The following is a 26,320-nucleotide window of genomic DNA, read 5'->3' as shown; positions in this document are numbered from 1 at the left end:
GGATCAAACCCGTCCCGCCACAAACCCCGCCAGCGCCTCGGCCTCCATCGGGCGACCGAAATGCCAGCCCTGGCCGATGTCGCAGCCAAGTTCGGTCAATATCGCCGCCGTCTCCGCATTCTCCACGCCTTCGGCCACCACCTCCATGCCCAGATCATGGGCCAGCGTGATGACGGAGCCCACGATGTGGCGCGACCGGCGGCTGTCGGCCAGATCGCGGATGAAGCCCTGATCGATCTTGATCAGGTCGGCGGGCAGATGCTTCAGGTAGGAGAGCGAGGCGTAGCCGGCGCCGAAATCATCGATCGCCACCTTCACCCCCGCCGCACGCAGGCGGGCCAGCACGCCCGCCGTCCGGTCCAGATTCTCCATCACCGCCGTTTCGGTAACCTCAATCTCCAGCCGGCCTGGGAACACACCGGCCTGATGCACGATGTCCATCAACCCGTCCAGCCATATGGGATCAGCCAGTTCCTTGACCGATGCGTTGATGGAGATCACGGCATCGCGCGGCAGGCCCAACCGGCCCGACGACAGATGTTCCAGGGTCCGCTTGGCCACCAGCCGGTCGATATCCCCCACCAGCCCGATCCGTTCGGCAACCGGAATAAACAAGGCGGGGCCGGGTCCCGGCTTGCCATCCGCGCGGCGCCAGCGCACCAGCGTCTCCACCCCGCGCACGCTGCCATCGCGCAGGCGCACCTGCGGCTGGAACACGGGATAGAGCAGGCCGGCGGCCATGGCGGCGGGCAGGTCGGCGGCCACGGCGGTGCGTTCGCGGATGGCGCCTGCCACCTGATCATCATAGGTGACGACGGGGCTGGCGCGCTGATCCGCCGTCTGCGCCGCCCAGCTGGCGCCCGCATCCTGGGCCAGCAGCAGGGCTTCGCGGTTTTCATAGGCCTGGGCACGGGGCAGGACGACGAAATGCACGTCGGGCAGCATGGAAAGGCCGCCCAGATCCACCCCGTCGCGGAAGGCCGCCGACAGGGCCGCCGTCAGATAGGGATCGGCCTCTCCCCCTGATGCCGCCACGGCATAGGCCAGCTGGGTCCGGGTCAGGCGCGCCGATAATTCGCAATGGCTGAGCAGTTCCAGGATGCGGCGGTTGATGGCGCCCATCACGGACGTTTCCACCTGCGGACCGAAGGTCACCACCAGATCGTCAAGATTGCGGACATGGGCCAGCAACACCCAGAACCCCTCGCCAGCCGCCCCCTGTTCCAGCAGGCCTGACAGTTCGTTGGTCCAGGAACGGCGGTTCAGGATATCCAGATCCAGATCGCGATGTGCCAGCCGGTGCATGGCGATCTCCGCCTGCCGCTCTGCCGTCACGTCGCGCATCACGGCGGTGAAATGCAGACCGCTGGCCAGTTCCAGCCGCCCCACCGACAGCCAGGCCAGGAAGGTGGAGCCATCGGCCCGCTTTGCCACCACCTCCCGCCCCTTGCCGATGACACGGGCATGGCCGGTATCCATGTAGGAGCGGATATAATTGTCGTGCCGGTCAACGTCATTATCCGTCATCAGCACGGTGATGTTGCGGCCCACCAGCGTCTCGACCGGATGACCGAACAGCTGTGCCACGGCGCGGTTGGCCTGCAGGATGGTGCCCGATCCGTCGATGGTGATGATCCCATCGACCGCCGTGTCCAGGATCGACTGCAATTCCCGCTCCCGCCGGCGCAGGGCGGACAGGGCATGGTTCAGCACCAACGTGAAATCACGCAACTCCCGGATGCCGGTGCGGGATGTGGCGAGGCGGACCGGTTCATCCTCATCCCCCACACGCGCCAGACGGGTGGCCATGCTGGCCACCGGCACGATGATCAGCCGCACCGACAAGAACAGCAGCAGCCCGACCAGCACCAGCAGCACACCGCCCAGCCGCATGCTCTGGTTCAGCAGGTCGGAACGGGCCTGCGCCATGACCCAGTCGATGCGCCGCACCAGCACCAGATGCCCGGCCAGGGGGCTGGACGCGCCGGACAGGCGCACCCCATCCGTGATGGGCCAGCAGCCGGCCACCCATTTCTCCCCGTCACCCACCACCAGACCGCGCCCGCAGGCCCGCTCCGCCACCGCCTTGCGCAGCGGGGCCGGCACGATATCCAGCGAGGACAGTGTGGTGCCCTGAAACAGGATGTCGTTGGCAAAGTCCAGACGGTCCGCCCTGCCGGCCAGGAAGACATGATCGGCATGGGTTCGCAGGGCGATGCGGTCAACGGCATCGACATCGAACCCGTCCGGCCCATCGATATGATGGGACATTTCCGACGCAGCGGCGGCCCCGGCCTGGGCAAAGGCCTGCCATTCCCGTTCCACCACATCATGGATCATGGCGGGATAGGCCAGCAGCCAGACGGCGAAGCCGATCATGACCACGCCCAGCAGCGGCGGGAACAGCATCAGGCGCAACAAGGTGGGCTGTATCATCCCGTCCCCCTTATCGCGGCAGATAGGAGGGGTCGAGCAGGGGATCGACAGGGCCCGCCACCTCCCCCGTCGCGTGCAGCCAGCGCCGCACCGGTTCCAGGGCCGGCGTGCCAGGAACCAGCATATCCCTGCTGCCCGCACTGTTGGGGAATTCCAGACCGGACAGGACGCGGGCCAGTTGTTCCGGGGTGATGCCCTGACGCCGCGTCACCCGGTCCCACGCATCCGGGCTGCCTTCCTTCAACAGGCCCACACCATGGTACCAGGCGGACAACAGGCGGCGCAGCGTATCGTCGCGCCCCGGCAGACGGTCACGGCGCACGGCCAGCACATCGACAACCTCGCGCGCCATGGCCGCGCTGTCGAACACGCGCACGGCCCCCTGCCCTTCCAGCCGCCCGACCAGCGGTTCATAACTGACCAGATAGTCCAGATCATGTTTGGCAAAGGCGTCCTGATGGTCGCCCGCCGCGACAGGCACCACCTGCACCTGAGACGGCAGCACACCCTGCCGTTCCAGAAAACGGTGCAGGACAAAGGCACCGACGCCTTCCATTTCCACGCCGATGCGCTTTCCGATCAGCGGGGCCCGTGTCACATCGGGGGAGCGGGCCAGCACGGCATCGGCCCCGTGGGAGATATCCAGGACAGCCAGCACCGCCATGGGACGCCCCGCCGCCTCCAGCCGCATCACCTCATCCATGGTCAGGGCGGCGCCATCCAGGCTGCCGGCGGATACGGCCTCCATCAGGGCGGGTGATGACCGCGCCTCTACCAGCGTCACATCCTCCGGCAGATGGCCGGCGGCGCGGGCCAGATGGAACGGCTCATAGCCCAGCCAAAGGTTGGTGCCGACCAGAAGGGGCCGTTCCGGCTCCGGAACAACCTTGAAGATGCCACCGGCCAGCAGGGCACAGCCCGACAGCAGCAGCAAAGCCGCCACGCCATAGCCGGTACGGGCCTGCCGCTCCATCCGATCCTCCTGTTGCCATATCCGGCAACCGCTTCTGCGTCCGACTATACAGCTGGAGGTGAGAATCCAGAAGCGGCATCGCGCTGGCTATGGGATATTATCCGTTTCTGACAGGGGGTTAGAATATCAGATTTCTCTTATTTTGCAGCGCGCAGTTCCGCGATGAAACTGTCGAAGCCATGGCGCAGCCCCTCAGCTTCCTTCGACAGGGCCGCCGATGCGTGGCCGACATCGCCCACAGCCGTGCTGACGGCGTCGGCGGCACCCGATACGCCGGACACATTCTCCCCCACCTCGGCGGTGGCCATGGCGGCCATCTGCACATTGCGGGCGATTTCCTTGGTGGCGGCACCCTGCTGTTCCATGGCAGCGGCGATGGCGCCGGAAATCTGGTCCATTTCGCGGATGGTACGATCGATGGTGGCGATGGCATCCACCGCCTTGCCCATGCGGCCCTGCATCTCCGCCACCTGCCGCGCGATATCTTCCGTGGCACGGGCCGTCTGACTGGCCAACTGCTTGACCTCGCCCGCGACGACGGCAAAGCCCTTGCCGGCCTCTCCGGCGCGCGCCGCCTCAATCGTGGCATTGAGGGCCAGCAGGTTGGTCTGTTCGGCGATGTCGGCGATCAGGTCCACGACCTGATTGATACGGCCCGCCGCTTCGGCCAGGGCGCTGATGGTGGTATCGGCATTGCCGACCTCCACCACCGCCTCGCGCGCCACGTTGGTGGACCGCGAGACCTGGGTAACGATCTCCCCGATGGAGGCGGACAGTTCTTCGGAGGCCGAGGCGACCGTGCTGACATTGTCGGTGGCGCGGTCGGCGGCCTTCTGCGCGGAATGGGCGAGATCGGTAGTTTCCGCCACCGATTGCCGCATCTGCCGGGCGCTGCCATCCAGCTGCGTGGCGGCCTGCGCCACCCCATCCACCATGTGTCGGACATGGGCATCCAGACGGCCGGAGATTTCATCCAACTGCCGGGCGTGGCGGGCCGCGTTCTCATCAAGATAGACGGAGATGACCATATCCATGTCAAGCATGACCGCCAGATTGATGGCGCGCATGGTCTCGGCCAGCTTCGCCTCCGCCCGTGCCGGCTGCCAGCGGCTGCTGGACCCCGTCACCAGCGCCTTGTACAGGCGCGACAGGGTGGTGGCATAGGCGCCCAGATACCAGCGCGGCTCCAGCCCGAGCACTGAATGCACGCGCCCAATGGCCTTGACGCTGCTGAAATAAGCCTCGTCAAAGCGGCCCGTGAACAGGTTCAGCCAATGTTCCAGCTGCCGGTCGCGCGCATGGCGCATGACCCCGTCATTGCGGAACATCTTCATCATCTCCGGCCAGCGCCGCAGATCGGCATAGAAGGCGTCGATGATACCCGGCAGTGCCGCCGCGATCCGGGGCCGGGCATCGGCCAGGGCGGCACGCACATCGGCATCGATACCCACAAAAGCCAGGCGTTCCTCGCGTTCGGTGGTCGTGTTCTGCATCGGGCGCCCCATTGGTTGATGTGTTATTCGTTCACCAGGCGAAACTTAAGAAGACGCTGTAAATACTTTAAATGCAAATCATTGCGTCAACGAATTGTGGCATACACGGGCCATACCGGAACATTCAAGTGTGATTTTTCGGCGTTATCGATAGCATTCAATCACATCCGTGCGCCCGCATGCCGCAGGTTCAAAACCCATATCCAGCCAGCGGACGGGGTTGACTCGGGGCCAGATTGGCTCACAATACTGACTGACCGGTCAGTAATTAGGTTTGTGAATGAACGATTCCCCCCCGCCCCGCACCCGGCGCAAACAGGCACGGCCCGCAGAATTGCTGGGCGCGGCACTTGATTGCTTCGTGGAAAAGGGGTTCGCCGCCACGCGGATGGAAGATATTGCACGCCGTGCCGGCGTGGCGAAGGGCACCTTCTATCTGTACTTCCCCTCCAAGGAAGCCGTGTTTGAGGCGCTGGTGCGCGAAACGCTGCTGCCCCGCATCTCCACGCTTGAGCTGTCCGCCAACATGGCCGACCTAGGGGCGGAGGCAAAGCTGCGGGCCATCCTGTCCATGCTGGGCCAGGTGCTGGCCGATCCCAAGCTGGTGGCCATCCCGAAACTGGTGCTGGCGGAGGCCGGGAATTTCCCCGACATGGCCCGCTTTTACCAGCGGGAGGTGATTGCGCGCGGCCAGGCGCTGCTGACCGGCCTGTTCCGCGAGGGGGTGGAAAAGGGGGAGTTCCGGCCCCTGCCAGACCTGGACATCATGGCACGACTGTTCATGGGGCCCATAGTGCTGACCGCCCTGTGGCAGACCACCTTTGCACCTGTGGAAGAGACGCCGATGCCCATCGACCGCGTGCTCTCCACCCATGCCGACCTGTTCTTGAACGCCATCAAGGCCCCAACCGGCACCAGAGGTGCCACGGGACTGCGCACCGGAGGTGCCCCATGATCCGCCGCCTGCTTGCCTTCGCCGTCCTGCTTCCCCTCACCGCCTGCGGCCCTTCCGCCGACACGGGACCGTTGCAGGGCTATGTCGAGGGTGACTACCTGCGCATCGCCGCACCGGAGGCCGCCTGGATCGGCACGGTGCCGGTGACGGAGGGGACGATGGTCAGGAAGGGCCAGCCCCTGTTCATCCTGGACGATACCGCCGCACAGGCCGCGTTGGCCGAGGCGAAGGCCGGGCTGGCCCAGGTCGAAGCAGCCCTGGCCGACCGGCGCCTGGGCGCGCGGGCGGAGGAGATTGCGGGCCTGGAGGCGCAGCGGCGGCAGGCCGATGCCGCCCTTAAACTGGCGCGTCAGGACCTGGAACGACAGAAATCCCTGGCCGCCGACAATGTCGCGGCGAAGGCCCGGCTGGAGCAGGCGCAATCGACGGCGACCCAAGCCGCCGCCCGCCTGGAACAGGCCAGTGCCGCCCTTGCCACGGCCCGTCTGCCCGCCCGGCCCGATCAGGTGGCAGCGGCAGAGGCCGCCGTGGCCGCCGCGCGCGCCGCCCTGACGCAAGCCGAATGGCGTCTGTCGCAGCGCCATATCGACAGCCCTGCCGACGCCTTGGTCGACGATATCGTGCGCCGGCCCGGCGAATGGGCCCCCGCCGGCGGTGTCGTGGTCAGCCTGCTGCCACCGGGCCAGGTGAAGCTGGTGCTGTTCGTGCCTGAAAAGCGACGATCCGCCCTGACGCCAGGCGGCACGCTCTCCGTCAGCTGCGATGGCTGCAAGCCCGGCCTGTCGGCGCGCATCACCCGTATCGCCACGGAGGCGGAATATACCCCGCCCGTCATCTACAGCCGTGAAACCCGCGCCAAGCTGGTCTATCGGGTTGAGGCAGCGCTGACCCCCGATCCCGCCGCCCTGTCGCCCGGACAGCCGGTTTCGGCGGAGCCGGCGCCATGACCGGAAGCGATCCCGCCATTGCCATTGATGTGCGCGGCCTGACCAAGCGGTTTGGCGACAGGGCGGTGGTCGATAATGTCGATCTGCGCGTGGGCAGGGGCCGCATCCACGGCTTCCTGGGACCCAATGGCAGCGGCAAGACCACCACCATCCGCATGCTGTGCGGCCTGCTAGTGCCCGATGCCGGGGAAGGCACATGTCTGGGGTTCGATATCCGCCGCGATGCCTGGGCCATCAAGCAGCGGGTCGGCTACATGACCCAGAAATTCAGCCTCTATGAAGACCTGACCATCAAGGAGAATCTGGAATTCGTGGCCCGCCTCTACGCCCTGGCCGACCGGCCCCGGCGGGTGGGGGCAGCATTGGACCGGCTGGGCCTGTCGCACCGCAGGGATCAGTTGGCGGGCACCCTGTCAGGTGGCTGGAAACAGCGGCTGGCCCTGGCCGCCTGCATCCTGCACGAACCATCGCTGCTGCTGCTGGATGAACCGACGGCGGGCGTGGACCCCAAGGCGCGGCGCGAATTCTGGGACGAGATTCATGCGCTGGCCGCCGATGGCATGACCGTCCTGGTCAGCACCCATTACATGGACGAAGCGGAGCGGTGCCACCGCATCGCCTATCTGGCCTATGGCCGCCTGCTGGCCGATGGCACCGTGGAGGAGGTGGTGGCCGGATCCGGCCTGTCCACTTGGCATGTCTCCGGCCCGCCCGACCGCATCGCCACCCTGGACCGGGCGCTGCGCGGACAGAAGGGCGTCAGCATGATCGCCCCATTCGGCAATACCCTGCATGTCAGCGGGCCGAACGCTGCCACCCTGGATGCCAGCGTGGCGGGGTTCCAGGGTCAGGCGGGGCTCGACTGGCGGCGCGGTGATCCGACGCTGGAGGATGCCTTCATCCATCTGATGGGATCGGTGCCCGACAATTTCCAGAAGCCGGCGGGTGCGGGAGGGCGTGCGGCATGACCACACACGCCCCCCGCTTCTCCCCCGCCCGGCTGGTCGCGATCATCATCAAGGAATTTATCCAGATGAAGCGCGACCGCCTGACCTTCGCCATGATGGTCGGCATTCCCTTGATCCAGCTGATGCTGTTCGGCTTTGCTATCAATGCCGATCCCAAGCATCTGCCCACCGCCGTGCTGAGCCATGACAATAGCGAGTTCAGCCGCGCCATCGTCAGCGCCCTGCAAACCAGCAACTACTTCGAACTGGCCCTGACCGCCGACAGCCCCGAACAGCTGGACCTGATGCTGGATCAGGGCAGGGTGCAGTTCGCGGTGGAAATCCCTACGGGCTTTGGCACCGACCTGATGCGCGGCGAGCGCCCGGCCCTGCTGGTCATGGCCGACGCCACCGACCCCGCCGCCACGGGCAATGCCGTCGGTGCGCTTCAGCGCATCCTGGACAGCGTGATGGCTGGCACCCTGACGGGGCCGCTGGCGGCCCTGGCCCCCACACCGGGGCCGGTGGAACTGCGCGTGCATCGCCGCTACAACCCGGAGGGGTTGACGCAGCATAATATCGTGCCGGGCCTGATGGGCACCATTCTGACCATGACCATGATCATCATGACCGCCCTGGCCGTGACGCGGGAGCGGGAGCGCGGGACCATGGAGAACCTGCTGGCCATGCCCGTGCGCCCGACAGAGGTGATGCTGGGCAAGCTGGCCCCCTTTATCCTGGTTGGGGCGGTGCAGGTGATCGTGATCATGGGGGCGGCGCGCCTGCTGTTCGGGGTGCCCATGCTGGGCAATCCGCTGGCCCTGATCTGCGGCATGATCATCTTCATCACCGCCAATCTGGCTGTTGGCTTCCTGTTCTCCACGCTCGCCCGCAATCAATTGCAGGCCATGCAGATGAGTTTCTTCTTCTTCCTGCCATCGATCCTGATGTCGGGCTTCATGTTCCCCTTCCGGGGCATGCCCACCTGGGCGCAGGTGATCGGGGAGATACTGCCCCTGACGCATTTCCTGCGCGTGGTGCGCGGCGTGATGCTGAAGGCCAGCGGCTTCCCCCAGGTCTGGCCCGACCTGTGGCCCATGCTGGTGTTCCTGCTGGCGGTATCGGTGCTGGCGGTGAAGCGGTATCGGCAGACGCTGGATTAACGTCGCTGCGCCAGCAGTTCCCGCAGCAGCGGGTTGGGGAAGCGGCGGTCGAGTGTGACGGCCAGGAAGCTTTCGGCCATGCCGGACAGGGTCGCCGCCTCGCGCAGCAGGCCGCTGCTCAGCTCATCCTGCACAACGATGGCGGGAATGACGGCGATGCCGGCATCTTCACGCACCATCAGACGGATCATGGCCATATCATCCACCTCCGCCGCGATGCGCACCGACACACCCAGCCGCGCCACCAGCCCGTCAAAGGCGGCCCGCAATGCCGTTTCCGGCGTGGGCAGGATCAGCGGGTGGCTGGTCAACAGATCGGCCAGCGCCACCCGCCCCGGACCCAGCCGGGCCGGCGTGCCGATCAGGCTGACCGGCTGTTCATCCAGCGGATGGATCAGATAGGGGCTGGCGGCATCGCGCGGCGGGGCAAGGTTGGTCAGCACCACATCCAGCGCCAGCGCGTCCAGACCGCGCAGCAACTCCCCCTGCGATCCCGACCGCAGGACAATCTCCACATCCGGGCGGGTCAGGAGCGGGCGCAGGAACCCGATCTGGAAGTTTCGGGACAGCGTGGCCAGCGCCCCGATGCGCAGGGCGCGGCGGCCGCCGGCGGCATTGCGCAGGGTTGCGCTCAAATCCTCCGCCGTGCGGAAAATCGCCTCGGCATGGTCCAGCGCGATGCGCCCCGCCTCTGTCAGGATCAGGCCCCGCCCCTGCCGTTCGAACAGGTCATGACCCAGCTGTTCCTCCAGCGTGCGCAGCTGTGTCGACAGGGCCGATGGCGACAGGTTCAACTGCCGCGCTGCCCCCGTCAGGGTGCCGTCGCGCGCCACCGCCCGGAACAGGCGCAGGTGATGAAGGTTCAGGATAGCCATGAGGTATTTCTATAAAATCGAACGTTAACTGTCAAAAGATGTAATTTTCTGGAAGTTACGAAGCGGCTATCACCATCGGGAAATTCACATACCCCCTGGAGAGGTCGATGATCCTGTCGAGCCTTGCCCCGGCTGCGTTGGCGGTCGTGGCGGCTGCTGCCTTGTTGCGCCCTGGCCGCCGCCCGAAACCCATCCCCGCCCTGGCCGAGATCACTTCCTTGCTGGCATTTGCCCTGACCATTGGGGGCACGGTGCAATTCGCCCTGGACGGCCCGGTCAGCGAGGGGCCGCTGCGCCTGTCGATGATCGGGGCGGTGATGGCGCCGCTGGTGGGTTTCATCGGCTGGATCGTCCTGCGCTACAGCCGCACGTACCTGGACGGGGCCGAGCGCGAGGGGCGTTTCCATGGTTTGATGCTGCTGGTCCTGGCACTGGTGCTGCTACTGGTGCAGGCGGGAAGCCTTTGGCTGCTGGCCGGCAGCATGATTGCCATCGGTCTGGTCCTGCGCCAACTCCTCCTGTTCTATCCCGACCGCGCCCCGGCACAGCGGGCGGCGACGAAGTTCACGCGGGTGTGGGCGGCGGGTGATGTGGCCCTGGTCGTAGCGGCGAGCCTGCTGTGGACCGCGTTCGGGACCGCTGACATCACGGCCATCAATGCAGCAGCGAAGGCAGGTAGCGCCCCGGCCCTGGCCGGTGTCGCCGTCGGCTTTCTGGTGCTGGCGGCCCTGCTGAAGACGGCGGCCTTCCCGCTGCATGGCTGGCTGACAGAGGTGATGGAGGCGCCGACGCCGGTGTCGGCCCTGCTGCATGCCGGCATCATCAATTCGGGCGGGTTCTTGCTGATCACCTTTGCCTGGGTGGTGCAGGGCAGCACGGCATCTATGGCGGCCCTGGTGCTGCTGGGTGGCCTGACCGCGCTGTTCGGTGCACTGGTCATGCTGACGCAGAGTGCGGTGAAGACGGCGCTGGCCTGGTCCACAGTGGCGCAGATGGGCTTCATGCTGCTGCAATGCGGGTTGGGCCTGTGGCCGCTGGCCCTGCTGCATATCGTGGCCCACTCCCTTTACAAAGCACATGCCTTCCTGTCGTCGGGTGGGGCGGTGGCGGCGGTGAAGGCTGTCCGGCGGCCCGGTGCCGTCGCCACGCCCGGCCTGGCGGCGGTGGCGCGGGCCTTCCTGCTGGCGTTGGCGCTTTATGCCGTGGTTGCTGTTGGCTTCACCCTGATCTGGGGTCCGAAGTCGCCGCAGGCCCTGGCTTTGGGCGCGATCCTAGTGTTCGGCGTGGCCTATCTGGTGGCGCAGGGGCTGGCCGATGCCGCCCCGCGCGCCCTGACCCGGCGCACCATGACGGCATCGGCCGCCGCCACACTGGCCTATTTCGGGTTCCAGTCGCTGGCCATCCTGGTGGTCAATGGTGCCCTGCCCGGCGTGCCCGACGCCGGCCCCCTGGAATGGGCGCTGATCGCCCTGACGGTACTGTCCTTCGGCGTGGTGGCGGTGGCGCAGGCCCTGTTCCCGCACTGGGCCCACCACCCGGCCGCCGCTGGCCTGCGCGTACATGTCGCCAATGGCTTCTACCTCAATGCCGCCTTTGACCGCCTGATCGGCGGGTTCCGCGCCTGACCCCGGAGAAGAGCCATGTTCCAGAACCTGCCCGACATCTCCCCCGCGCCCGCTAAGGCGCTGTTTGCGGCGGCCAATGGGGCGGTGCGCGCCATCCCGCCTTCCTTCCCCCTGGATGCCACTGTCGCCGTCAATCCCTTCCTGGGCCAGACGGGGGAGGATCTGGCCCATGCTGGCGCCCGGCTGGCCCGCGTCGGCGGCGTGAGGGTGACCCAGGAACGGGACGCCTATGCCGATATGGTGGAGAGAGGCGAGATCATTGAGGCCGATCTTCTGGCCGCCCTGGAGGAGTGCGCCCACCCGGCCAAGCCGGCCAGTCTGGCGGCTCTGACTGTTGCCCTTTATCAGCCGGCGCCGGTTCCGTCTGCGGCCTCCACGGTGGCCGATCTGGCGGCGCGAGCCACGGGCATCGACTGGCCCGCCATCATCGCCCGCTGTATCGGCCTGTGGGCTGCCGGCTATTTCGATCGGGGTCTGGCGCTGTGGACGCCGGCGCCCGGTGCCACGGCCTTCACGGCCTGGCGGGAATGGGCGACGCATGACCTGACGCCGGAACTGGCGGGCCTGTCCGGCTTCTGCCGGCATGTCGCGGCCAGCCCGGACACGCCCGAACGCGCCCTGCTTCGGGCCGCCAGCAATCTGGGCCTGGATGGCGCAGCCGCCGGAACCGCGTTCCACCGGCTGCTGATTGACCTGGGCGGCTGGGCCCAGCATGCGCGCTGGCTGTTGTGGCAGGCCGAATTGGCGGGCAATAGCGACGGCACCGTAACCGACCTTCTGGCCGTCCGCCTGATCTGGGAAGAGGCGCTGCTGGCCCATGTGCCAGAGGTGAAGGCGGAATGGGAGGCGGTGGTCGCCGACCATGCCCGGCCCGTGGAACCCGATGCCGACATGGTGATCGACAGCATCCTGCAGCAGGCCGCCGAGCGGGCGCATCAGCGGCGGCTGGCAGCCCTGCTGCCCGGCATCCAGCCCAGGGCGGAGGCCGCGCGACCCCGGCTGCAGGCGGCCTTCTGCATCGATGTACGCTCCGAACCGTTCCGCCGCGCACTGGAAAGCCTGGACCCCGGCATCGCCACCCTGGGCTTTGCCGGCTTTTTCGGCCTGCCCGTGGCGCATAAGTGCACGGCATCCGACCTTATCGAGGCGCGGTTGCCGGTCCTGCTGTCGCCGCGCGTCCATTCCCATAGCTGCACCGCCCCGCATAAGGACACGAAGCAGCGCATCGCGGCACGCGCCGTGCGCGCCTTTGGCCGGTTCCGGCAGGCCGCCGTCTCGTCCTTTGCGTTTGTGGAGGCCGCCGGCCCCTTCTATGGCGCCAAGCTGCTGCGCGATGCCCTGGGTCTGGGCCGCACCGATAGCCCCGATGCCGCCCCCGTCCTGACGCCGGGCCTGTCGGCGGCGGATAAGGTGGCGACGGCGGCCACCGTCCTGAAGGCCATGTCACTGACCAGGGGGCATGGGCGGCTGGTGCTGCTGCTGGGTCATGGCGCCAATGTCACCAACAACCCGCATGAAAGTGCCTATCATTGCGGGGCCTGCGGCGGGCATAAGGGCGATGTCTCAGCCCGGCTGCTGGCGGCCTTGCTGAACGATGCCGAGGCGCGGGCCGGGCTGGCCGACCATGGCATTGATCTGCCCGCCGATACGCTGTTCCTGGCGGGCCTGCATGATACCGTCACCGACAATGTGACCCTGTATAATGACGCACCCCGCCGCAGCCATGACGCGGATATCGCCAAGGCGCGCGACATGCTGGACCGCGCCGCCCGCCAGAACCGGATCGAGCGGGCGGCCCGCCTGCCCGGTGCCACGGGGGCCAATCTGGCCGCCCGTGCGCGCAACTGGGCCGAGGTGCGGCCCGAATGGGGTCTGGCCGGCTGTGCCGCCTTCATCGCCGCCCCCCGCGCCGTCACAGCGCAGAGCGACCTGAAGGGCCGCGCCTTCCTGCATTCCTATGACTGGCAGGATGATGCTGGTTTCGGGACGCTGGAACTGATCCTGACGGCCCCGGTCGTCGTGGCCAGTTGGATCAGCCTTCAGTATTACGGGTCCGCCGTCGCACCGACCCTGTTTGGCGGCGGCGACAAGCTGATCCACAATGTCACGTCCGGGATCGGCGTGGTGGAGGGCAATGGCGGGCGGCTGCGCGCCGGCCTGCCCTGGCAGGCGGTGCATGATGGCGAGGGGCTGGCCCATGCCCCCCTGCGCCTGTCGGTGATGGTGGAAGCGCCGGAGCAGGCCATTGCCGACATCCTGGACCGCCATCCCGGCGTGAAGGCCCTGTTCGACAATGGCTGGCTGTCACTGTTCACGCTGGACCAGGGCCGTGTGAAATCCCGCTGGCGCCCCGGTGCGGGGTGGGACAGCAACGGCGTCGCCAGAGCGGCGTGAATTCGGAGGGGACATACGGCCCCCTCCGGCCATATGCAACCAGATGAAACATAAAATAAGGGGGTGTTTCACCATCCACGCCTTTCCCCGTTCGACAGCCGAAGGCTGCGAATTGGGGCAGGCGTGGGTTGGGCGTTGAAGACGATCACTCTATCAAAATCGCGACGATAAAGGAATGGTTGCGGGCTTGCCTTATGCAAGCGGCATGAAATCTTGACCTTTGGTCAATCTTTCCTGCCCCTCAATCGCCGGCGCCAGCATCCGCTGGCTTGGCTACGCCGCACGTGCGGCGCGGCGGCAGTCGCCGCCGTATCAACGGTCATAAATATGACCATTGATATTACCCCGCCACCACCACCTTGTTGCGCCCGCCGGCCTTGGCGGCGTAGAGCGCGGCGTCGGTGCGGTTGAACAGGCTGGTCTGGGTTTCGCGCTGCGGCTCGGCCTGGGCCAGACCGATGGATAGGGTGACGCGGATCGACACGCCTTCCAGGGCGATGGGTGAGCCGCCCACGGCCTGACGGATACGGTCGGCGGCGATCAGGGCCTGCGGCGCCTCGGTGTGGGAGGTCAGGACCACGAATTCCTCCCCGCCATAGCGGGCCAGGAAATCCACCTCGCGCAGCGCCTCGGCGGCACGGCGCGCCACCTCGCGCAGGACGGTGTCGCCGACCAGATGGCCGTAGGTGTCGTTCACCTCCTTGAAATGGTCCAGATCCATCATCAGGACGCAGAATGGATGGCCATGGCGAAGGGCCGCCGTCCATTCCTGATCCAGCCGGTCCATGAAGGCGCGGCGGTTATGGATGCCGGTCAGCGGGTCGCGCGTCGCCAGTTCGGCCAGCCGGTCATTCGCCTCACGCAGGCTGGCGGTACGCTCCACCACCTTGGCCTCCAGCTCGCGCTTGGCCATGCTCAGCTTATCGATGCGCGCGCGTTCCATCATCATGACGATGCCGGCCCCTGCCGACAGGGCCAGAACGACGGCCAGGAAACGGACCCAGGCCCATTCATACCAGATATGGGGAACGGCCACGATCAGACCACGTTCGGCGACCACCGTGCCATTAGGATCAAGGGCGCGCAGACGCAGCGTATATTGACCCGGCGGCAGGTTGGTATAGGCGGCGGCACGGCGGCCATTCCCCGCCTCCACCCAATCCGTATCGAACCCATCCAGGCGATAGGCATAATTCACGCCCGCCGTGACCGCATAATCCAGCAGGGCGAATTCCACGGTCAGGCGGCGGTTGCCGGGCGGCAACCGGATGGTGCGGGTACCGCCCGGCAGGTTCAAGGCACTGGCAATCCCATCCTGCCCACCGGCCAGAACCCGCGTCACCGCCAGCGCATCCAGATAGGCATGGGGCCGGATCTGCGAGGGCTGTACCAGGGTCATGCCATTGGTACCGCCAAACACCAGCCCGCCATCGGGCAATGTCGTCACCGCCCCCGGCAGATAGGAGGAAACGCTGCCCGCCACCGCGCGTTCAACCCGCGACACGCTGAAATCAGCGGGATCAATGGCCGCCAGCCCATTGTCGGTGGAGGCCCAGATACGCCCGTCGGACCCCAGTGTCAGGCTGGCGATGGTATTGGACGGCATGCCATGCTGGCGCGACACCGTATGGAAGGTGGGCTGTCCGTCCGGGTCGGCACCGTCGCGCATCATGGCAACCCCGCCACCAACCGTGCCCAGCCATAACCGCCCCTGCCGGTCATAGACCAGGGCGGAAACATAATCATGCGGCAGGGTGTCGGGCCGGTCGGCATCGCGGTGGAAGTGCCGGAAGCGCCCATCAGGACCCAGCAGGTTCAGGCCATTGGCCGTACCCACCCAGACAAGCCCGTCTGGACGCGGCAGGATGGCCCAGACCTCATTATTGGACAGGCTGCCCGGCTGTCCCGGATCGGCGATGTAGAGGGTGGATGTGCCATCGGCCAGCGATTGCCGCACCAGACCATAATAAGAAGCGATCCACAGGTCGGTATCGGTCACGCGCAGGGTGGTGACGTCACGGCCCTGGGTCGTCTGAATGGGGGTGGCCAGGGGTGTACGCTCCCCCATGCCGGGGCGCAGGCGGGACAGACCGGCGGAACCGATCCAGATGCTGCCTTTCGTGTCGCCCCGGATGGCATAAACGGGCGTACCCTCCAACGCGCCGCCGCCAATGCTGCGTCCGAAGGGGGCGATATGGCCGTTGGACAGGTCCAGCCGGTCCAGGCCGCCATCATCCAGCCCGATCCACAACCCTTCCTGCGGATCGGTCCACAGGCTCCACGCGTCGCGGCCCGAAAAGCCGCGCGATTGACCCAGGGCGATGCTGGCGACACCCGACGGCACGCTGTCATGCCAGGCCAGACCCATATTGGTGGCCACCCAGACGACACCGCCGCGATCCTTCAGGATACCGCGCGTGAAATTGCCTTTCAGGGCGCCCGGCACATTGGGGTCGGCCCGGAACAGGCGCAGCCGGTCCTGACCGATGTCATATTCGACCACCCCACCGCCAAACAGCGCGATCCACAGCACGCCGGGCCGTTCCTCCACAATGCCACGGACGGTGGCGCGGCCCAGGGAGGTGTCGCGGCCCGTCAGGCGTGGATGCGACACGGCCGTCGCCTCGCCCTTGCCGACGGAGACGATGCCGCCACCATTGCTGCCGATCCAGACGCGGCCCTGCGCATCTTCAAAAAAGCTCCAGGTGCCTGTGGACAGGGCATAGGCGCTGTCGGCATCGGCCCCAGCCAGGGTCTGCCATTCCGATGCGCCTGCCGCACGACGGGCCACCGCTGTTTCCGTGCCGGCCCAGAGGGTGCCCATACTGTCGCGAAAGACGGCAAAGACGTGCCCATCGGGAAACCCACCCGGTCCGGCCCGCACCCGCTCCATCACCTTCAGATCGCGGCTGACATGGTCCAGGCCCGCCAATGTGGCCACCCAGATGCCGTCACCGCCATCATCGGCCAGACCATAGACCTGCACATGGCCCAACCCGTCGGGACCGGCCCCCAGGGTCGTGAACCGGTCAAAGCGCGGGTCATAATAGGCGACACCAGCCGTGTGCGTGCCCAACCACATGCCGCCATCGCGCGCCGGATGCAGGGCGCGCACAAAACCGTTGGGCAGGGAGCCGGGATCGTGGGGATCATGTTCGAAGGTGCGAACCGTATAGCCGTCGAACCGGTTCAAGCCGCCAAGCGTGCCGATCCAGATAAAGCCCGTGGCATCCTGGGCCAGGGTCATAACCGTGTTGTTCGAGAGGCCGTTGATGTTGGACAGCGACTCGAACCCCACCTCCGCCCGGTCCATCAGAGTGACGGATGGACCACCGGCCCCGGCAGGAACGGCAGTTACCACGAAGATCAGCGCAAGCAGAAGCAACCCCGCCCGGTGGCCCGCCACCAGGAAAAGGGAAGTCAAACCGGCCATCGGCCCCCTGCCGCGACGGCTGTTCCGCACGCGTCCATGCCTCCCGAGATCACATGACATATGATCGTATCACAACTGCCGGGGTAGTTCTCAAGGACAGGTTGAATGCCGTATCTGCAATAATGGTTCGCGCCGTCATTCAGGGCGGCGCAAATGTTTCGGATGCAGAATAACAATCAGTCGCCACACCCGCCGGCGCCTCCTAACGGTTGTCCCCGGCAGGGGCCTGTTTCTTGATCCATGTCATGGTGTCGGTTTGGTGCGGCCCTATCATGGTTTTCCAGGCAAACAACGCGGACCCGGCAAACGGGCCCGGTATCGAGGAAACCCATGCTGCGGTTGAAACGGATCGGCATTTCGACGGGCCGTGAGAATGTGGCCTTCCTGTCGCGGGCCTGCCCCACCTATCGCGCCGCTGCGTTCGAGGGGCAGGGCAAGGTGGAGGTGCTGGCCGGGGCCAAACGGCTGGTGGCGACGCTGGATATTGTCGATGATCCGGCCATCCTGCCGCCGGACTGTCTGGGCCTGTCGGAGGAAACGTTCGACCGTTTCGGACAGCTTGACGGCAGCGAAACCCGCCTGGACCATCCCCACCCGCCGAAAAGCCGCGACGCCCTGCATGCCAAGATCGCGGGGCGCGAACTGGACGAGGCCTGTTTTCGCGCCATCATCGACGATATCGCCCATCACCGATACGCCAAGGTGGAGGTCGCGGCCTTTCTGGTGGCCTGCGGGTCCTTCATGACGACGGCAGAGACGCTGGCCCTGACCCGCGCCATGGCGGCGGCGGGCGAAGCGCTGCACTGGCCAGACGCGCCGCTGGTGGTGGACAAGCATTGTATCGGCGGCATTCCGGGCAACCGCACCTCCATGATCGTGGTGCCCATCGTGGCGGCCCATGGCCTGCCCATGCCCAAGACATCATCGCGCGCCATCACGTCGCCCGCCGGTACCGCCGATACGATGGAGGTGCTGGCCAATGTCGAGGTCGATCTGGACCGCATGCGGGAGATCGTGGCAGAGGCCAAGGGCTGTCTGGTCTGGGGCGGGCATGTGAAATTGTCGCCCGCCGATGACGTCCTGATCTCCGTCGAACGGCCATTGAACCTCGACACGCGCGAACAGATGGTCGCCTCCATCCTGTCCAAGAAGAAGGCGGCGGGGTCCACGCATCTGGTCATCGACATGCCCGTCGGACCCAGCGCCAAGGTGCGCAGTGCCGAGGATGCGGCGCGTCTGCGCAAGCTGTTCGAATATGTGGGCGACGCCATCGGCCTGACCCTGCGTGTCACCATCAGTGACGGGTCGCAGCCCGTGGGCCGGGGCATCGGCCCCGTGCTGGAGGCGCGCGACGTCATGGCCGTGCTGGAAAACCAGCCGGACGCGCCGCCCGACCTGCGCGAACGTTCCCTGGCACTGGCGGGCCGTATCCTGGAATTCGACCCGACCTTGCGCGGCGGTGCCGGGATGGCGCGGGCGCAGGAGTTGTTGGACAGCGGGGCGGCGCTGCGCCAGATGCACCGGATCATGGAACTGCAAGGCAAGCCGCCGCGTGTCGCCCGGCTGGGCACCCTGTCGCGGGAGGTTGTGGCCGATCATGACGGGCGGGTGATCAGCATCGATTGCTACCGCATCGCCCGCATTGCGCGGCTGGCCGGCGCACCCTTTGATCCCGGTGCCGGTATCGACCTTCTGAAGAAGGTGGGCGATGGGGTACAGGCGGGCGAACCGCTCTACCGTATCCATGCCGAGCGCGAGGTGGAGTTCCGCTTTGCCTGCGGTCTGGCGGCGGAAGCGTCGGGATACGCCATCAACGGTAACGGGAAGGACTGCATCTGATGAGCATGAACCCCACCATCACCTTTCACGGGGCCGCCGGCGGTGTCACCGGCTCCTGCTTCCTGGTCCGCCATGCCGGCGGGGCGCTGCTGGTCGATTGCGGCATGTTCCAGGGGTCCAAGAGTGTCCAGGAACTGAATTACCGCGACTTTCCGTTTGATGTGACGGAGCCGTCGGTCCTGCTGCTGACCCATGCCCATATCGACCATAGCGGCCTGATCCCCAAACTGTACCGGCATGGGTTTGGCGGACGGATCATCACCACCCATGGCACCGCCGACCTTCTGACCTTCATGCTGCCCGACAGCGGCTTTATTCAGGAAAGCGAGGTGCGCCGCCTGAACCGCCGAAACCGGCAGCGCGGGGGTAAGGAGGTGGAACCGATTTATACCCAGGCCGACGCGCAACGCGTGCTGTCCCGCATCCATCCCGTGGACCGCGATGTCTGGATCGATATCGAACCGGGTGTGCGTGCCCGGTTCTGGGATGCGGGCCATATCTTGGGATCATCCTCGATCGAGCTGGAACTGCCCGGCGAGGATGGCCCCCTGCGCATCCTGTTCTCCGGTGATCTGGGTCCCGGTGACAAGCCGTTCCACCCCGATCCGCACGGGCCGCAACGGCCAGACTGGCTGGTGGTGGAATCGACATATGGCGGGCGGGACCGGCCCCTGGTGACGGCGGATGAACGGCGTGCGGTGCTGGGGGCAGAGTTGAAGGCGGCGTTGGCGCGGGGCGGGCCGGTCCTGATCCCGGCCTTTGCCGTGGAGCGCACGCAGGAACTGCTCTATGACCTGGACCGGCTGTTCGATGAGGGGGCGCTACCGCCCGTCAATGTCTTCCTGGACAGTCCGCTGGCCATCCATGTCACCCAGGTCTTCGACCGCCATCTGCCCGGCATCAACCAGGCCGGCACACCCCCACCCTTCACCCGCCGCAACCTGCACCTGACAGAGGATGCGGAGGCCAGCAAGCGCCTGAACCGCGTCAATGGCGATGCCATCATCATCGCCGCAAGCGGCATGTGCGAGGCCGGGCGCATCCGCCACCACCTGAAGAACAATCTCTGGCGGCAATCGGCCACGGTGCTGCTGGTGGGATATCAGGCACCGGCCACCATGGGCCGTCTGTTGCAGGAAGGGGTCAAACGCGTGCGTATCCATGGGGAGGAGGTGGAGGTCCGCGCACAGATCCGCACGCTGGACACCTATTCCGGCCATGCCGACCGTTCCCACCTGCTGCGCTGGACGCTGGACCGGCTGCCGGTATCGGGCGGTATCTTTGTCGTGCATGGGGAGGAGCAGGAGCGCCAGACAATGAAAGGTGGGCTGACGGAGGCGGGGATCGACGGGGGCAAGATCCATATCCCCGCCCTGGACAGCCAATGGACCCTGACGGGCCTGGGCGCGCGGGAGGTGAAGGCCACAACGGCCCCGCGCGCCGTCACCGTGGCCAAGGACTGGCACAATGATTACGCCGCCACCATGCTGGCCCTGTCGGAAAAGGTGCGGGGCGAGAAGGATGACGCCGCCCGCGCAGCCCTTCTGGCCAAGGTACGGGCGGCCCTAGGCATGGGGTAACAGGTTGCATCCCCTGCCCCGGCTGGTCCATGGTGCGCCAAGGATAAAGGGCGGGGACCACGGGCGGCATGCGGGAAAAGGACCTGATCGAGCTGGCGGCGGTCGGTATCGAACAACTCGATGACCAGTACGTACAGCGGGGGGCGGCCTATTTCCGCAATGGCCGCGTGAGCGGGGTGGAGCTGGAACCCGAGCTGGAGTCCATCTACGGGCAGGTGCAGGGATCGGAGGCGGACCCCTACGATGTCTGTATCACCTTCAGCCGGAATCGTTTTGGGTACAGGCTGGAAAGCGATTGCACCTGCCCCGTCGGCCATGACTGCAAGCATGTCGCCGCCGTCCTTTACGCCGTGCGCGACCAGCAGGGGCACAAGGCAGCGGCGGGACAGCCGTCGCTTTCGCTAAAGCCCGCCATCCCGCCGACCGATCAACGCAATCTGGATGCCTGGATATCCAGCCTGATCGGGCTGCGCGACGGGCCGAAAGCGTCCGGGACGGCGGCAAAGTCCGACCATGTCCGCTATCTGCTGGCCCTCTCCAGGGATGGACAGCAACCGCCCACCCTGACGCCGCATCTGTCGCGCCTGACGCAGAAGGGCGTGCCGGGCAAGGGCCGCACGCTGGCCTTCTTCGGGCTGCAATCACCCACGGCGGCGGGTGCGACGGAGGAGGACAGGCGGCTGGCCCATATGTTCGGCACCGTCATGGGGGTTGATAACAACCTGCCGGATGATGATGGATTGCTGGCCGAACTGCTGCCACGTTTCCTGGCGACGGAGCGGCTGCATTTCCTGTCGTTCGACACCCCACCCCTGCGACTGGGGCCGACACGGGCCGCCAGCATCGACTGGGCGCTGGACGCACATGGGCGGCAGGTGCCCGTGACACGGCCAAAGGGTGGGGGTGAGGCGCTGGGTCCTGCGGCGGCGGCGCTCTGGTATCTGGACACCGATCAATGGCTGCTGGGTCCGCTGGAGCTTCCCGCTGCACGACCCCTCATGCTGCAATTGCTGCGCGCGCCGCCGCTGGACCCCATGGCCGCCACGAAGGTGGCGCGGCAATTGCCGGCCCTGTTGCCGCCGACCGCCCTGGCCGGTGGTGCGGTAGCCCTGCCGCAATCGACCGCCACTGTGGCGGGTGATGACAGCCCGCCCCTGGTCCGTCTGGTCCTGGCCACCCATCAGCCCACGGTGCAGGCCAGCCGCTGGCAACCCGTGATGGAACCGACAGACCGGGCCTATCTGACCTTCGATTATGGCGGCACCATCGTGACCGACCAGAGCGGGCCGGACGAGTTCCGGCAGGTGCATGGGGCCAAGGTCACCATCCGCCAGCGCCGCCGCGATGTGGAACGGCTGGCGCGGCAGCGGCTGGCCGATGCCAACCTGCTGCCCGCCTATGCCCTGTCGGGATCGTTCGGGGGCAAGAAGGCCCCACCCGTGCCGCCAGGCACCGCCTTCACCCTGCATGGCCCGCCCGAGGCGGCGTGGCTGACCTTCCTGGACCGGGTGGTGCCGGGCCTGCGCGCCGATGGCTGGCAGGTGGAGATCAGCCCGGATTTCCGCTGGCACCTGACCCGGATCGAGGAATGGGAAGGGGCGGTGGAGGCGGCGGGCGGCGGCTGGTTCGACCTGGATCTGGGCATCCGTATCGATGGGCGGCGCGTGCCGTTGCTGCCGCTGCTGCTGGCCGTGCTGAAACGGTTGGGCAAGAATGGCGATCCGCAAGCGCTGCTGGCCGCAGATCCTGACGCCATGCTCTATGCCCCACTGCCCGGCGGCGGGCATGTGGCCCTGCCGGTGGCGCGGGTCGCACCGCTGACAAAGGTGCTGCTGGACCTGTTCGAGGGGGCGGGCGGGCTGGACGGGGCCGGGCGCGTGCGGATCGACCTGGGGCGGGCGGCCCTGCTGGACGGCATGCGCGGCATGCCCGACCTGCTGCGCCCCGGACAACGGGACAAGCTGCGCCGGCTTTTGGAACCGGCGGCGGAGGTGGCGGAGCCGGCGGGCCTGTCCACCACGCTGCGCCCCTATCAGCGCCAGGGGCTGGGCTGGCTGCTGGCCCTGGCAGAGGCGGGGGCCGGCGGCATCCTGGCCGACGATATGGGCCTGGGCAAGACGTTGCAGGTCATCGCCTTCATCCTGGCCCTGAAACAACAGGGAAGGCTGCTGCGCCCCGCCCTGGTGGTGGCGCCGACCAGTGTGGCGCCCAACTGGCCGCGTGAGGCGGCGCGGCACGCACCGGGCCTGACGGTACATCTGCATCACGGGCCGGACCGGGCCGATGGCTGGGCGGCGGCGCAGAAGGCGGATATCGTCGTCACCTCCTACCCGCTGCTGCACCGCGACCATGATCTCCTGAAGCAGAAACCCTGGTCCGTCCTGATCCTGGACGAGGCGCAAATGGTGAAGAACCAGGCGGGCAAGCTGGCGGCGCTGGTCCGCGACCTGCCCGCCGAACACCGGCTGTGCGTCACGGGCACGCCGCTGGAAAACCATCTGGGCGAGTTGTGGACGCAGATGGATTTTGCCATGCCGGGCCTGCTGTCCGACAGCCGCAGCTTCACCCGCCTGTTCCGCAGCCCCATCGAGAAGCGCGGCGACGGGGAGCGTCAGCAGCTTCTGACGGGCCGGTTGCGCCCCTTCATCCTGCGCCGGAACAAGGCGGAGGTGGCGGCCGACCTGCCACCCAAAACGGAGATCGTTGAGCGCATCACCCTGCCCGATGATCAGCGCGACCTGTATGAGACGCTGCGTCTGGCCATGGATGCCAAGGTGCGCAAGGCCATTGCCGATATGGGCCTGGGCCGCTCACATATCCTGATCCTGGAAGCGCTGCTGCGCCTGCGTCAGGCCTGCTGTGATCCCGCCCTGCTGCCCGCCACGGCACTGACCAAGGCGGTGTCCAGCGCCAAGCGTGCGCATCTGATGCAGATGCTGCCCGAACTGGTGCAGGAGGGGCGGCGCATCCTGCTATTCTCGCAATTCACCTCCATGCTGGACCTGATCCGCGCCGATCTGGACGCAGCAGGCCTGCGCCATGTAAGCCTGACCGGCGACACCAAGGACCGCACCACGCCCGTGGACCGGTTCCAGGCGGGCGAGGCGGATGTCTTCCTGATCAGCCTGAAGGCCGGCGGTACGGGCCTGACCCTGACAGCGGCGGATACCGTGATCCATTACGATCCCTGGTGGAACCCCGCCGTGGAGGACCAGGCCACTGACCGCGCCCACCGCATCGGCCAGGACAAGCCCGTCTTCGTCTATCGCCTGGTCGCCGATGGCACGGTCGAAGACCGCATGCTGGACCTGCAAGCCCGCAAACGCCAGCTTGCCGAAGCATTGCACGATGGCGGCGGCGACAGTCCGGGGGCGCTGACCGAGGATGATATCGAACGGCTGTTCGCACCGATCACGGAGCTGGCAAAGGGGTGAGCTACAGCAGCGCACTGCCCAGCGTATAAAGCCCCAGCGCGCCCAGGATCAGGCCGGTGCCGATATTGATCCAGTGGACGGTCCGGCCCGTGACGCGGCTGCGCAGCAGGGTGACGCCGCCGCACAGGAACATCCACCACAGCAGGGAACCAACGAAGATACCCGCCACCAGCGTGCCATCCTCCACCGGTCCCCTGGTATTGCTGAAGCCCACGACCAGCGTGCTCATCCCCAAAATGGTGACGGGGTTGGTGGCGGTCAGGAACAGGCCGGAGAAGACCGCCGCCGGCAGATTGCCGGCCACGGGTTCAGCGGCCAGGGGCTTGGGTTCACGTGTCAGACTGTGACCCGCGACGACCAGCAGGAACAGGCCACCCACCACCTGCAGCAATGGCATATTCTGGGTGATCACATTCAAAATGGCGGTGATGCCGAAGGCGGCGATGCCGCTGAAAAACGCGTCGGCCAGGGCCGCGCCCAGGCCGGTGGCCAGACCCGTGGCCAGCCCGCGTTCCAGCGAGCGGCGGATACAGAGCAGGCCGATGGGGCCCACCGGTGCGGCGATGATCACGCCCAGCACCACACCGCGCCAGAAAATCCCGATATCGTCCAGCAAATCCAGTACCTTCCAGCGTGAACCCGTTGGCGCGGGCGCCGACATCCGTTTAGGATGGCGTCATCATGCCCGACCGCGCCCCCTCCCCCCTCGACCTGCTTGACGATATCGGCCTGCATCTGCTGCGTGAATTGCAGCGCGATGCGCGGCTTTCCTTCGCCGATCTGGCCCGACAGGTCGGGCTGACACCCCCCGCCGTCGCCGAGCGCGTGCGCCGGATGGAAGCCATGGGCCTGATACAGGGCTACCGGGCCGAGGTCAACCGCGCCGCCCTGGGCCTGAAACTGACCGCCTTCATCCGTCTGCGCACCCACCCTGGCCGCGACGGCGACCTGGAACGGTTCGCCGCCGAACAGCGCGAGGTTCTGGAATGCCATGAGGTGGCGGGGGAGGAAAGCTATCTGCTGAAGGTGGCGGCCACCGATGTGCAGCATCTGGACCGGCTGCTGACCACCATTTCCGGGTTTGGTGCCACCCATTCCACCATGGTCCTGACCACCAAGATAGCGTCCCGCGTGCTGGAGCCGTTTGCATGAGTAATGTTGCCGCCGCCGCCACGCCCGGTGCCATCCGCCGCGCCACCCTGGTGGGGGGCACCGCCATCCTGATGTGGTCGACGCTTGCCCTGCTGACGGCCCTGGCAGGGCCGGTGCCGCCCTTCCTGCTGGTCGCCCTGTCCTTCGGCCTGGGCGGGCTGGTCAGCCTTGGCATCATCGCGGCGACGGGCCGGCCCCTGCTGGCCGTGGTGCGGCAACCGCTGCCGGTCTGGCTGCTGGGGATCGGGGGGCTGTTCGGCTACCATTTCCTGTATTTCCTGGCCCTGCAGACGGCACCGGCGGCGGAAGCCAACCTGATCAATTATCTGTGGCCGTTGCTGATCGTGCTGTTTGCCGGCCTGCTACCGGGGGAAAAGCTGGGCCGGGCGCAGCTGGCGGGAACGGCAGCAGGGCTGGCGGGGACCCTGCTGCTGGTCACGGGCGGCAAGGGTGTGGCGATCGAGGCGGATTATCTGCCCGGATATCTGGCCGCACTGGCCGCGTCCGTGACCTGGGCCGGCTATTCGGTGCTGTCGCGGCGGTTCGGGTCGGTCCCGACGGAGATCGTGGCCTTCTTCTGTCTGGCCACAGCGCTGCTGGCCGTGCCCTGCCATCTGCTGTTTGAGCAGACGGTGTGGCCGCAAGGCGTCTGGGGCTGGTCCATCATTGCCGCCATGGGCATCGGCCCCGTTGGACTGGCCTTCTTCGTCTGGGATCACGGGGTGAAGCGCGGGGATATCCAGACCCTGGGGGCGCTGTCCTACACCACGCCGTTGCTGTCGACCGGCCTGCTGATCGCGGCGGGACGGGCGGGGTTTACCTGGCCCGTGGTGGGGGCCTGCCTGCTGATCGTCGGTGGGGCAGTGGTGGCCAGCCGGGGGTTGGGGAAGTGAGTTTGCGGGGGGTGTTGCTCCCTCACCCTCCCAAACGCTGACGCGTTCGGGCCCCTCCCTCTCCCGCCAAGCGGGCGAGGGGCTTAAATTTCACCCCTCGCCCGCGAACGTGGGAGAGGGAGGGGCCCAAGCCTGAAGGCTTGGGAGGGTGAGGGAACCACGAACACAATATCCCCCCCCC

Annotated in this window: 17 protein-coding genes; 11 read left to right on the top strand and 6 right to left on the bottom strand. The window is 66.9% G+C overall.

The genetic code is table 11. The features are described 5' to 3' along the window. Positions 1–3 precede the first annotated feature (3 nt). The 3 genes from ACT6Q8_RS21450 to ACT6Q8_RS21440 form a co-directional block, all read right to left on the bottom strand. Positions 4–2,436, bottom strand: coding sequence for an EAL domain-containing protein (locus ACT6Q8_RS21450; RefSeq protein ID WP_444734447.1), 2,433 nt, complete (start codon positions 2,434–2,436; stop codon positions 4–6). 10 nt (positions 2,437–2,446) lie between these two features. Next, positions 2,447–3,409 carry an ABC transporter substrate-binding protein gene (locus ACT6Q8_RS21445; protein ID WP_444734446.1) on the bottom strand — a complete coding sequence of 321 codons (963 nt, stop codon included), beginning with the start codon at positions 3,407–3,409 and terminating at the stop codon, positions 2,447–2,449. A gap of 137 nt (positions 3,410–3,546) precedes the next feature. Continuing rightward, on the bottom strand, positions 3,547–4,902 hold the full coding sequence (locus ACT6Q8_RS21440; protein WP_054170438.1) for a globin-coupled sensor protein: 1,356 nt from the start codon (positions 4,900–4,902) through the stop codon (positions 3,547–3,549). 280 nt (positions 4,903–5,182) lie between these two features. On the opposite strand from ACT6Q8_RS21440, the gene ACT6Q8_RS21435 reads away from it, so the two are divergent. Genes ACT6Q8_RS21435 through ACT6Q8_RS21420 form a run of 4 tightly spaced genes read left to right on the top strand, consistent with a single transcriptional unit; the run spans position 5,183 to position 8,914 of the window. Then, entirely contained in the window at positions 5,183–5,857 is a 675-nt protein-coding gene (locus ACT6Q8_RS21435) for a TetR/AcrR family transcriptional regulator (protein ID WP_054170439.1), read from the top strand. Then, entirely contained in the window at positions 5,854–6,804 is a 951-nt protein-coding gene (locus ACT6Q8_RS21430) for an HlyD family secretion protein (protein WP_444734445.1), read from the top strand. The genes ACT6Q8_RS21435 and ACT6Q8_RS21430 overlap by 4 nt, the downstream gene beginning before the upstream one ends. Further along, positions 6,801–7,772: an ABC transporter ATP-binding protein gene (locus ACT6Q8_RS21425; protein ID WP_444734444.1), complete on the top strand. Its 972-nt coding sequence runs from the start codon at positions 6,801–6,803 to the stop codon at positions 7,770–7,772. Before ACT6Q8_RS21430 ends, ACT6Q8_RS21425 begins: the two co-directional genes overlap by 4 nt. Next, the gene (locus tag ACT6Q8_RS21420) at positions 7,769–8,914 is read left to right on the top strand and encodes an ABC transporter permease (RefSeq protein WP_444734443.1); all 1,146 of its coding nucleotides are present in this window, start codon (positions 7,769–7,771) and stop codon (positions 8,912–8,914) included. The genes ACT6Q8_RS21425 and ACT6Q8_RS21420 overlap by 4 nt, the downstream gene beginning before the upstream one ends. On the opposite strand, the gene ACT6Q8_RS21415 is transcribed toward ACT6Q8_RS21420, so the two are convergent. After that, a complete protein-coding gene (locus ACT6Q8_RS21415; protein ID WP_444734442.1) occupies positions 8,911–9,789 on the bottom strand; it encodes a LysR family transcriptional regulator in 879 nt (292 codons plus the stop codon). The two genes, ACT6Q8_RS21420 and ACT6Q8_RS21415, sit on opposite strands and share 4 nt — an antisense overlap. A gap of 107 nt (positions 9,790–9,896) precedes the next feature. Between ACT6Q8_RS21415 and ACT6Q8_RS21410 the strand changes: the two genes are divergently transcribed. Together ACT6Q8_RS21410 and ACT6Q8_RS21405 are read left to right on the top strand one after the other, a co-directional pair. Then, positions 9,897–11,414: a proton-conducting transporter transmembrane domain-containing protein gene (locus ACT6Q8_RS21410; protein WP_444734441.1), complete on the top strand. Its 1,518-nt coding sequence runs from the start codon at positions 9,897–9,899 to the stop codon at positions 11,412–11,414. A 15-nt stretch (positions 11,415–11,429) separates the two neighbouring features. Next, positions 11,430–13,808, top strand: a complete 2,379-nt coding sequence (locus ACT6Q8_RS21405) for a YbcC family protein (RefSeq protein ID WP_444734440.1) — start codon at positions 11,430–11,432, stop codon at positions 13,806–13,808. Positions 13,809–14,148: 340 nt separating this feature from the next. On the opposite strand, the gene ACT6Q8_RS21400 is transcribed toward ACT6Q8_RS21405, so the two are convergent. Next, a complete protein-coding gene (locus ACT6Q8_RS21400) occupies positions 14,149–17,241 on the bottom strand; it encodes a ligand-binding sensor domain-containing diguanylate cyclase (RefSeq protein ID WP_054170446.1) in 3,093 nt (1,030 codons plus the stop codon). A gap of 330 nt (positions 17,242–17,571) precedes the next feature. Here ACT6Q8_RS21400 and ACT6Q8_RS21395 point away from each other — a divergent pair, with 330 nt between their 5' ends. The 3 genes from ACT6Q8_RS21395 to ACT6Q8_RS21385 all read left to right on the top strand — a co-directional run bounded on the left by ACT6Q8_RS21395 (position 17,572) and on the right by ACT6Q8_RS21385 (position 24,094). Continuing rightward, complete coding sequence (locus tag ACT6Q8_RS21395; protein ID WP_444734439.1) at positions 17,572–19,080, top strand: thymidine phosphorylase family protein; 1,509 nt, start codon at positions 17,572–17,574, stop codon at positions 19,078–19,080. Next, a complete protein-coding gene (locus ACT6Q8_RS21390; protein WP_444734438.1) occupies positions 19,080–20,660 on the top strand; it encodes an MBL fold metallo-hydrolase in 1,581 nt (526 codons plus the stop codon). Before ACT6Q8_RS21395 ends, ACT6Q8_RS21390 begins: the two co-directional genes overlap by 1 nt. A gap of 68 nt (positions 20,661–20,728) precedes the next feature. Then, positions 20,729–24,094, top strand: coding sequence for a DEAD/DEAH box helicase (locus ACT6Q8_RS21385; protein ID WP_444734437.1), 3,366 nt, complete (start codon positions 20,729–20,731; stop codon positions 24,092–24,094). 1 nt (position 24,095) lies between these two features. Here ACT6Q8_RS21385 and ACT6Q8_RS21380 read toward each other — a convergent pair whose 3' ends face one another. Continuing rightward, a complete protein-coding gene (locus tag ACT6Q8_RS21380) occupies positions 24,096–24,710 on the bottom strand; it encodes a LysE family transporter (RefSeq protein WP_054170453.1) in 615 nt (204 codons plus the stop codon). Positions 24,711–24,775: 65 nt separating this feature from the next. Here ACT6Q8_RS21380 and ACT6Q8_RS21375 point away from each other — a divergent pair, with 65 nt between their 5' ends. Together ACT6Q8_RS21375 and yddG are read left to right on the top strand one after the other, a co-directional pair. After that, complete coding sequence (locus tag ACT6Q8_RS21375; protein WP_054170449.1) at positions 24,776–25,246, top strand: Lrp/AsnC family transcriptional regulator; 471 nt, start codon at positions 24,776–24,778, stop codon at positions 25,244–25,246. Beyond that, positions 25,243–26,139 (top strand): aromatic amino acid exporter YddG, encoded by an 897-nt coding sequence (gene yddG, locus ACT6Q8_RS21370; protein ID WP_444734436.1) that lies wholly within the window; start codon positions 25,243–25,245, stop codon positions 26,137–26,139. The genes ACT6Q8_RS21375 and yddG overlap by 4 nt, the downstream gene beginning before the upstream one ends. The last annotated feature ends 181 nt before the right edge of the window (positions 26,140–26,320 follow it).

Origin of the sequence: Niveispirillum sp., assembly GCF_052437035.1 — a bacterium.
Taxonomy (GTDB): domain Bacteria; phylum Pseudomonadota; class Alphaproteobacteria; order Azospirillales; family Azospirillaceae; genus Niveispirillum.
This window is presented reverse-complemented; position numbering and strand designations above follow the sequence as displayed.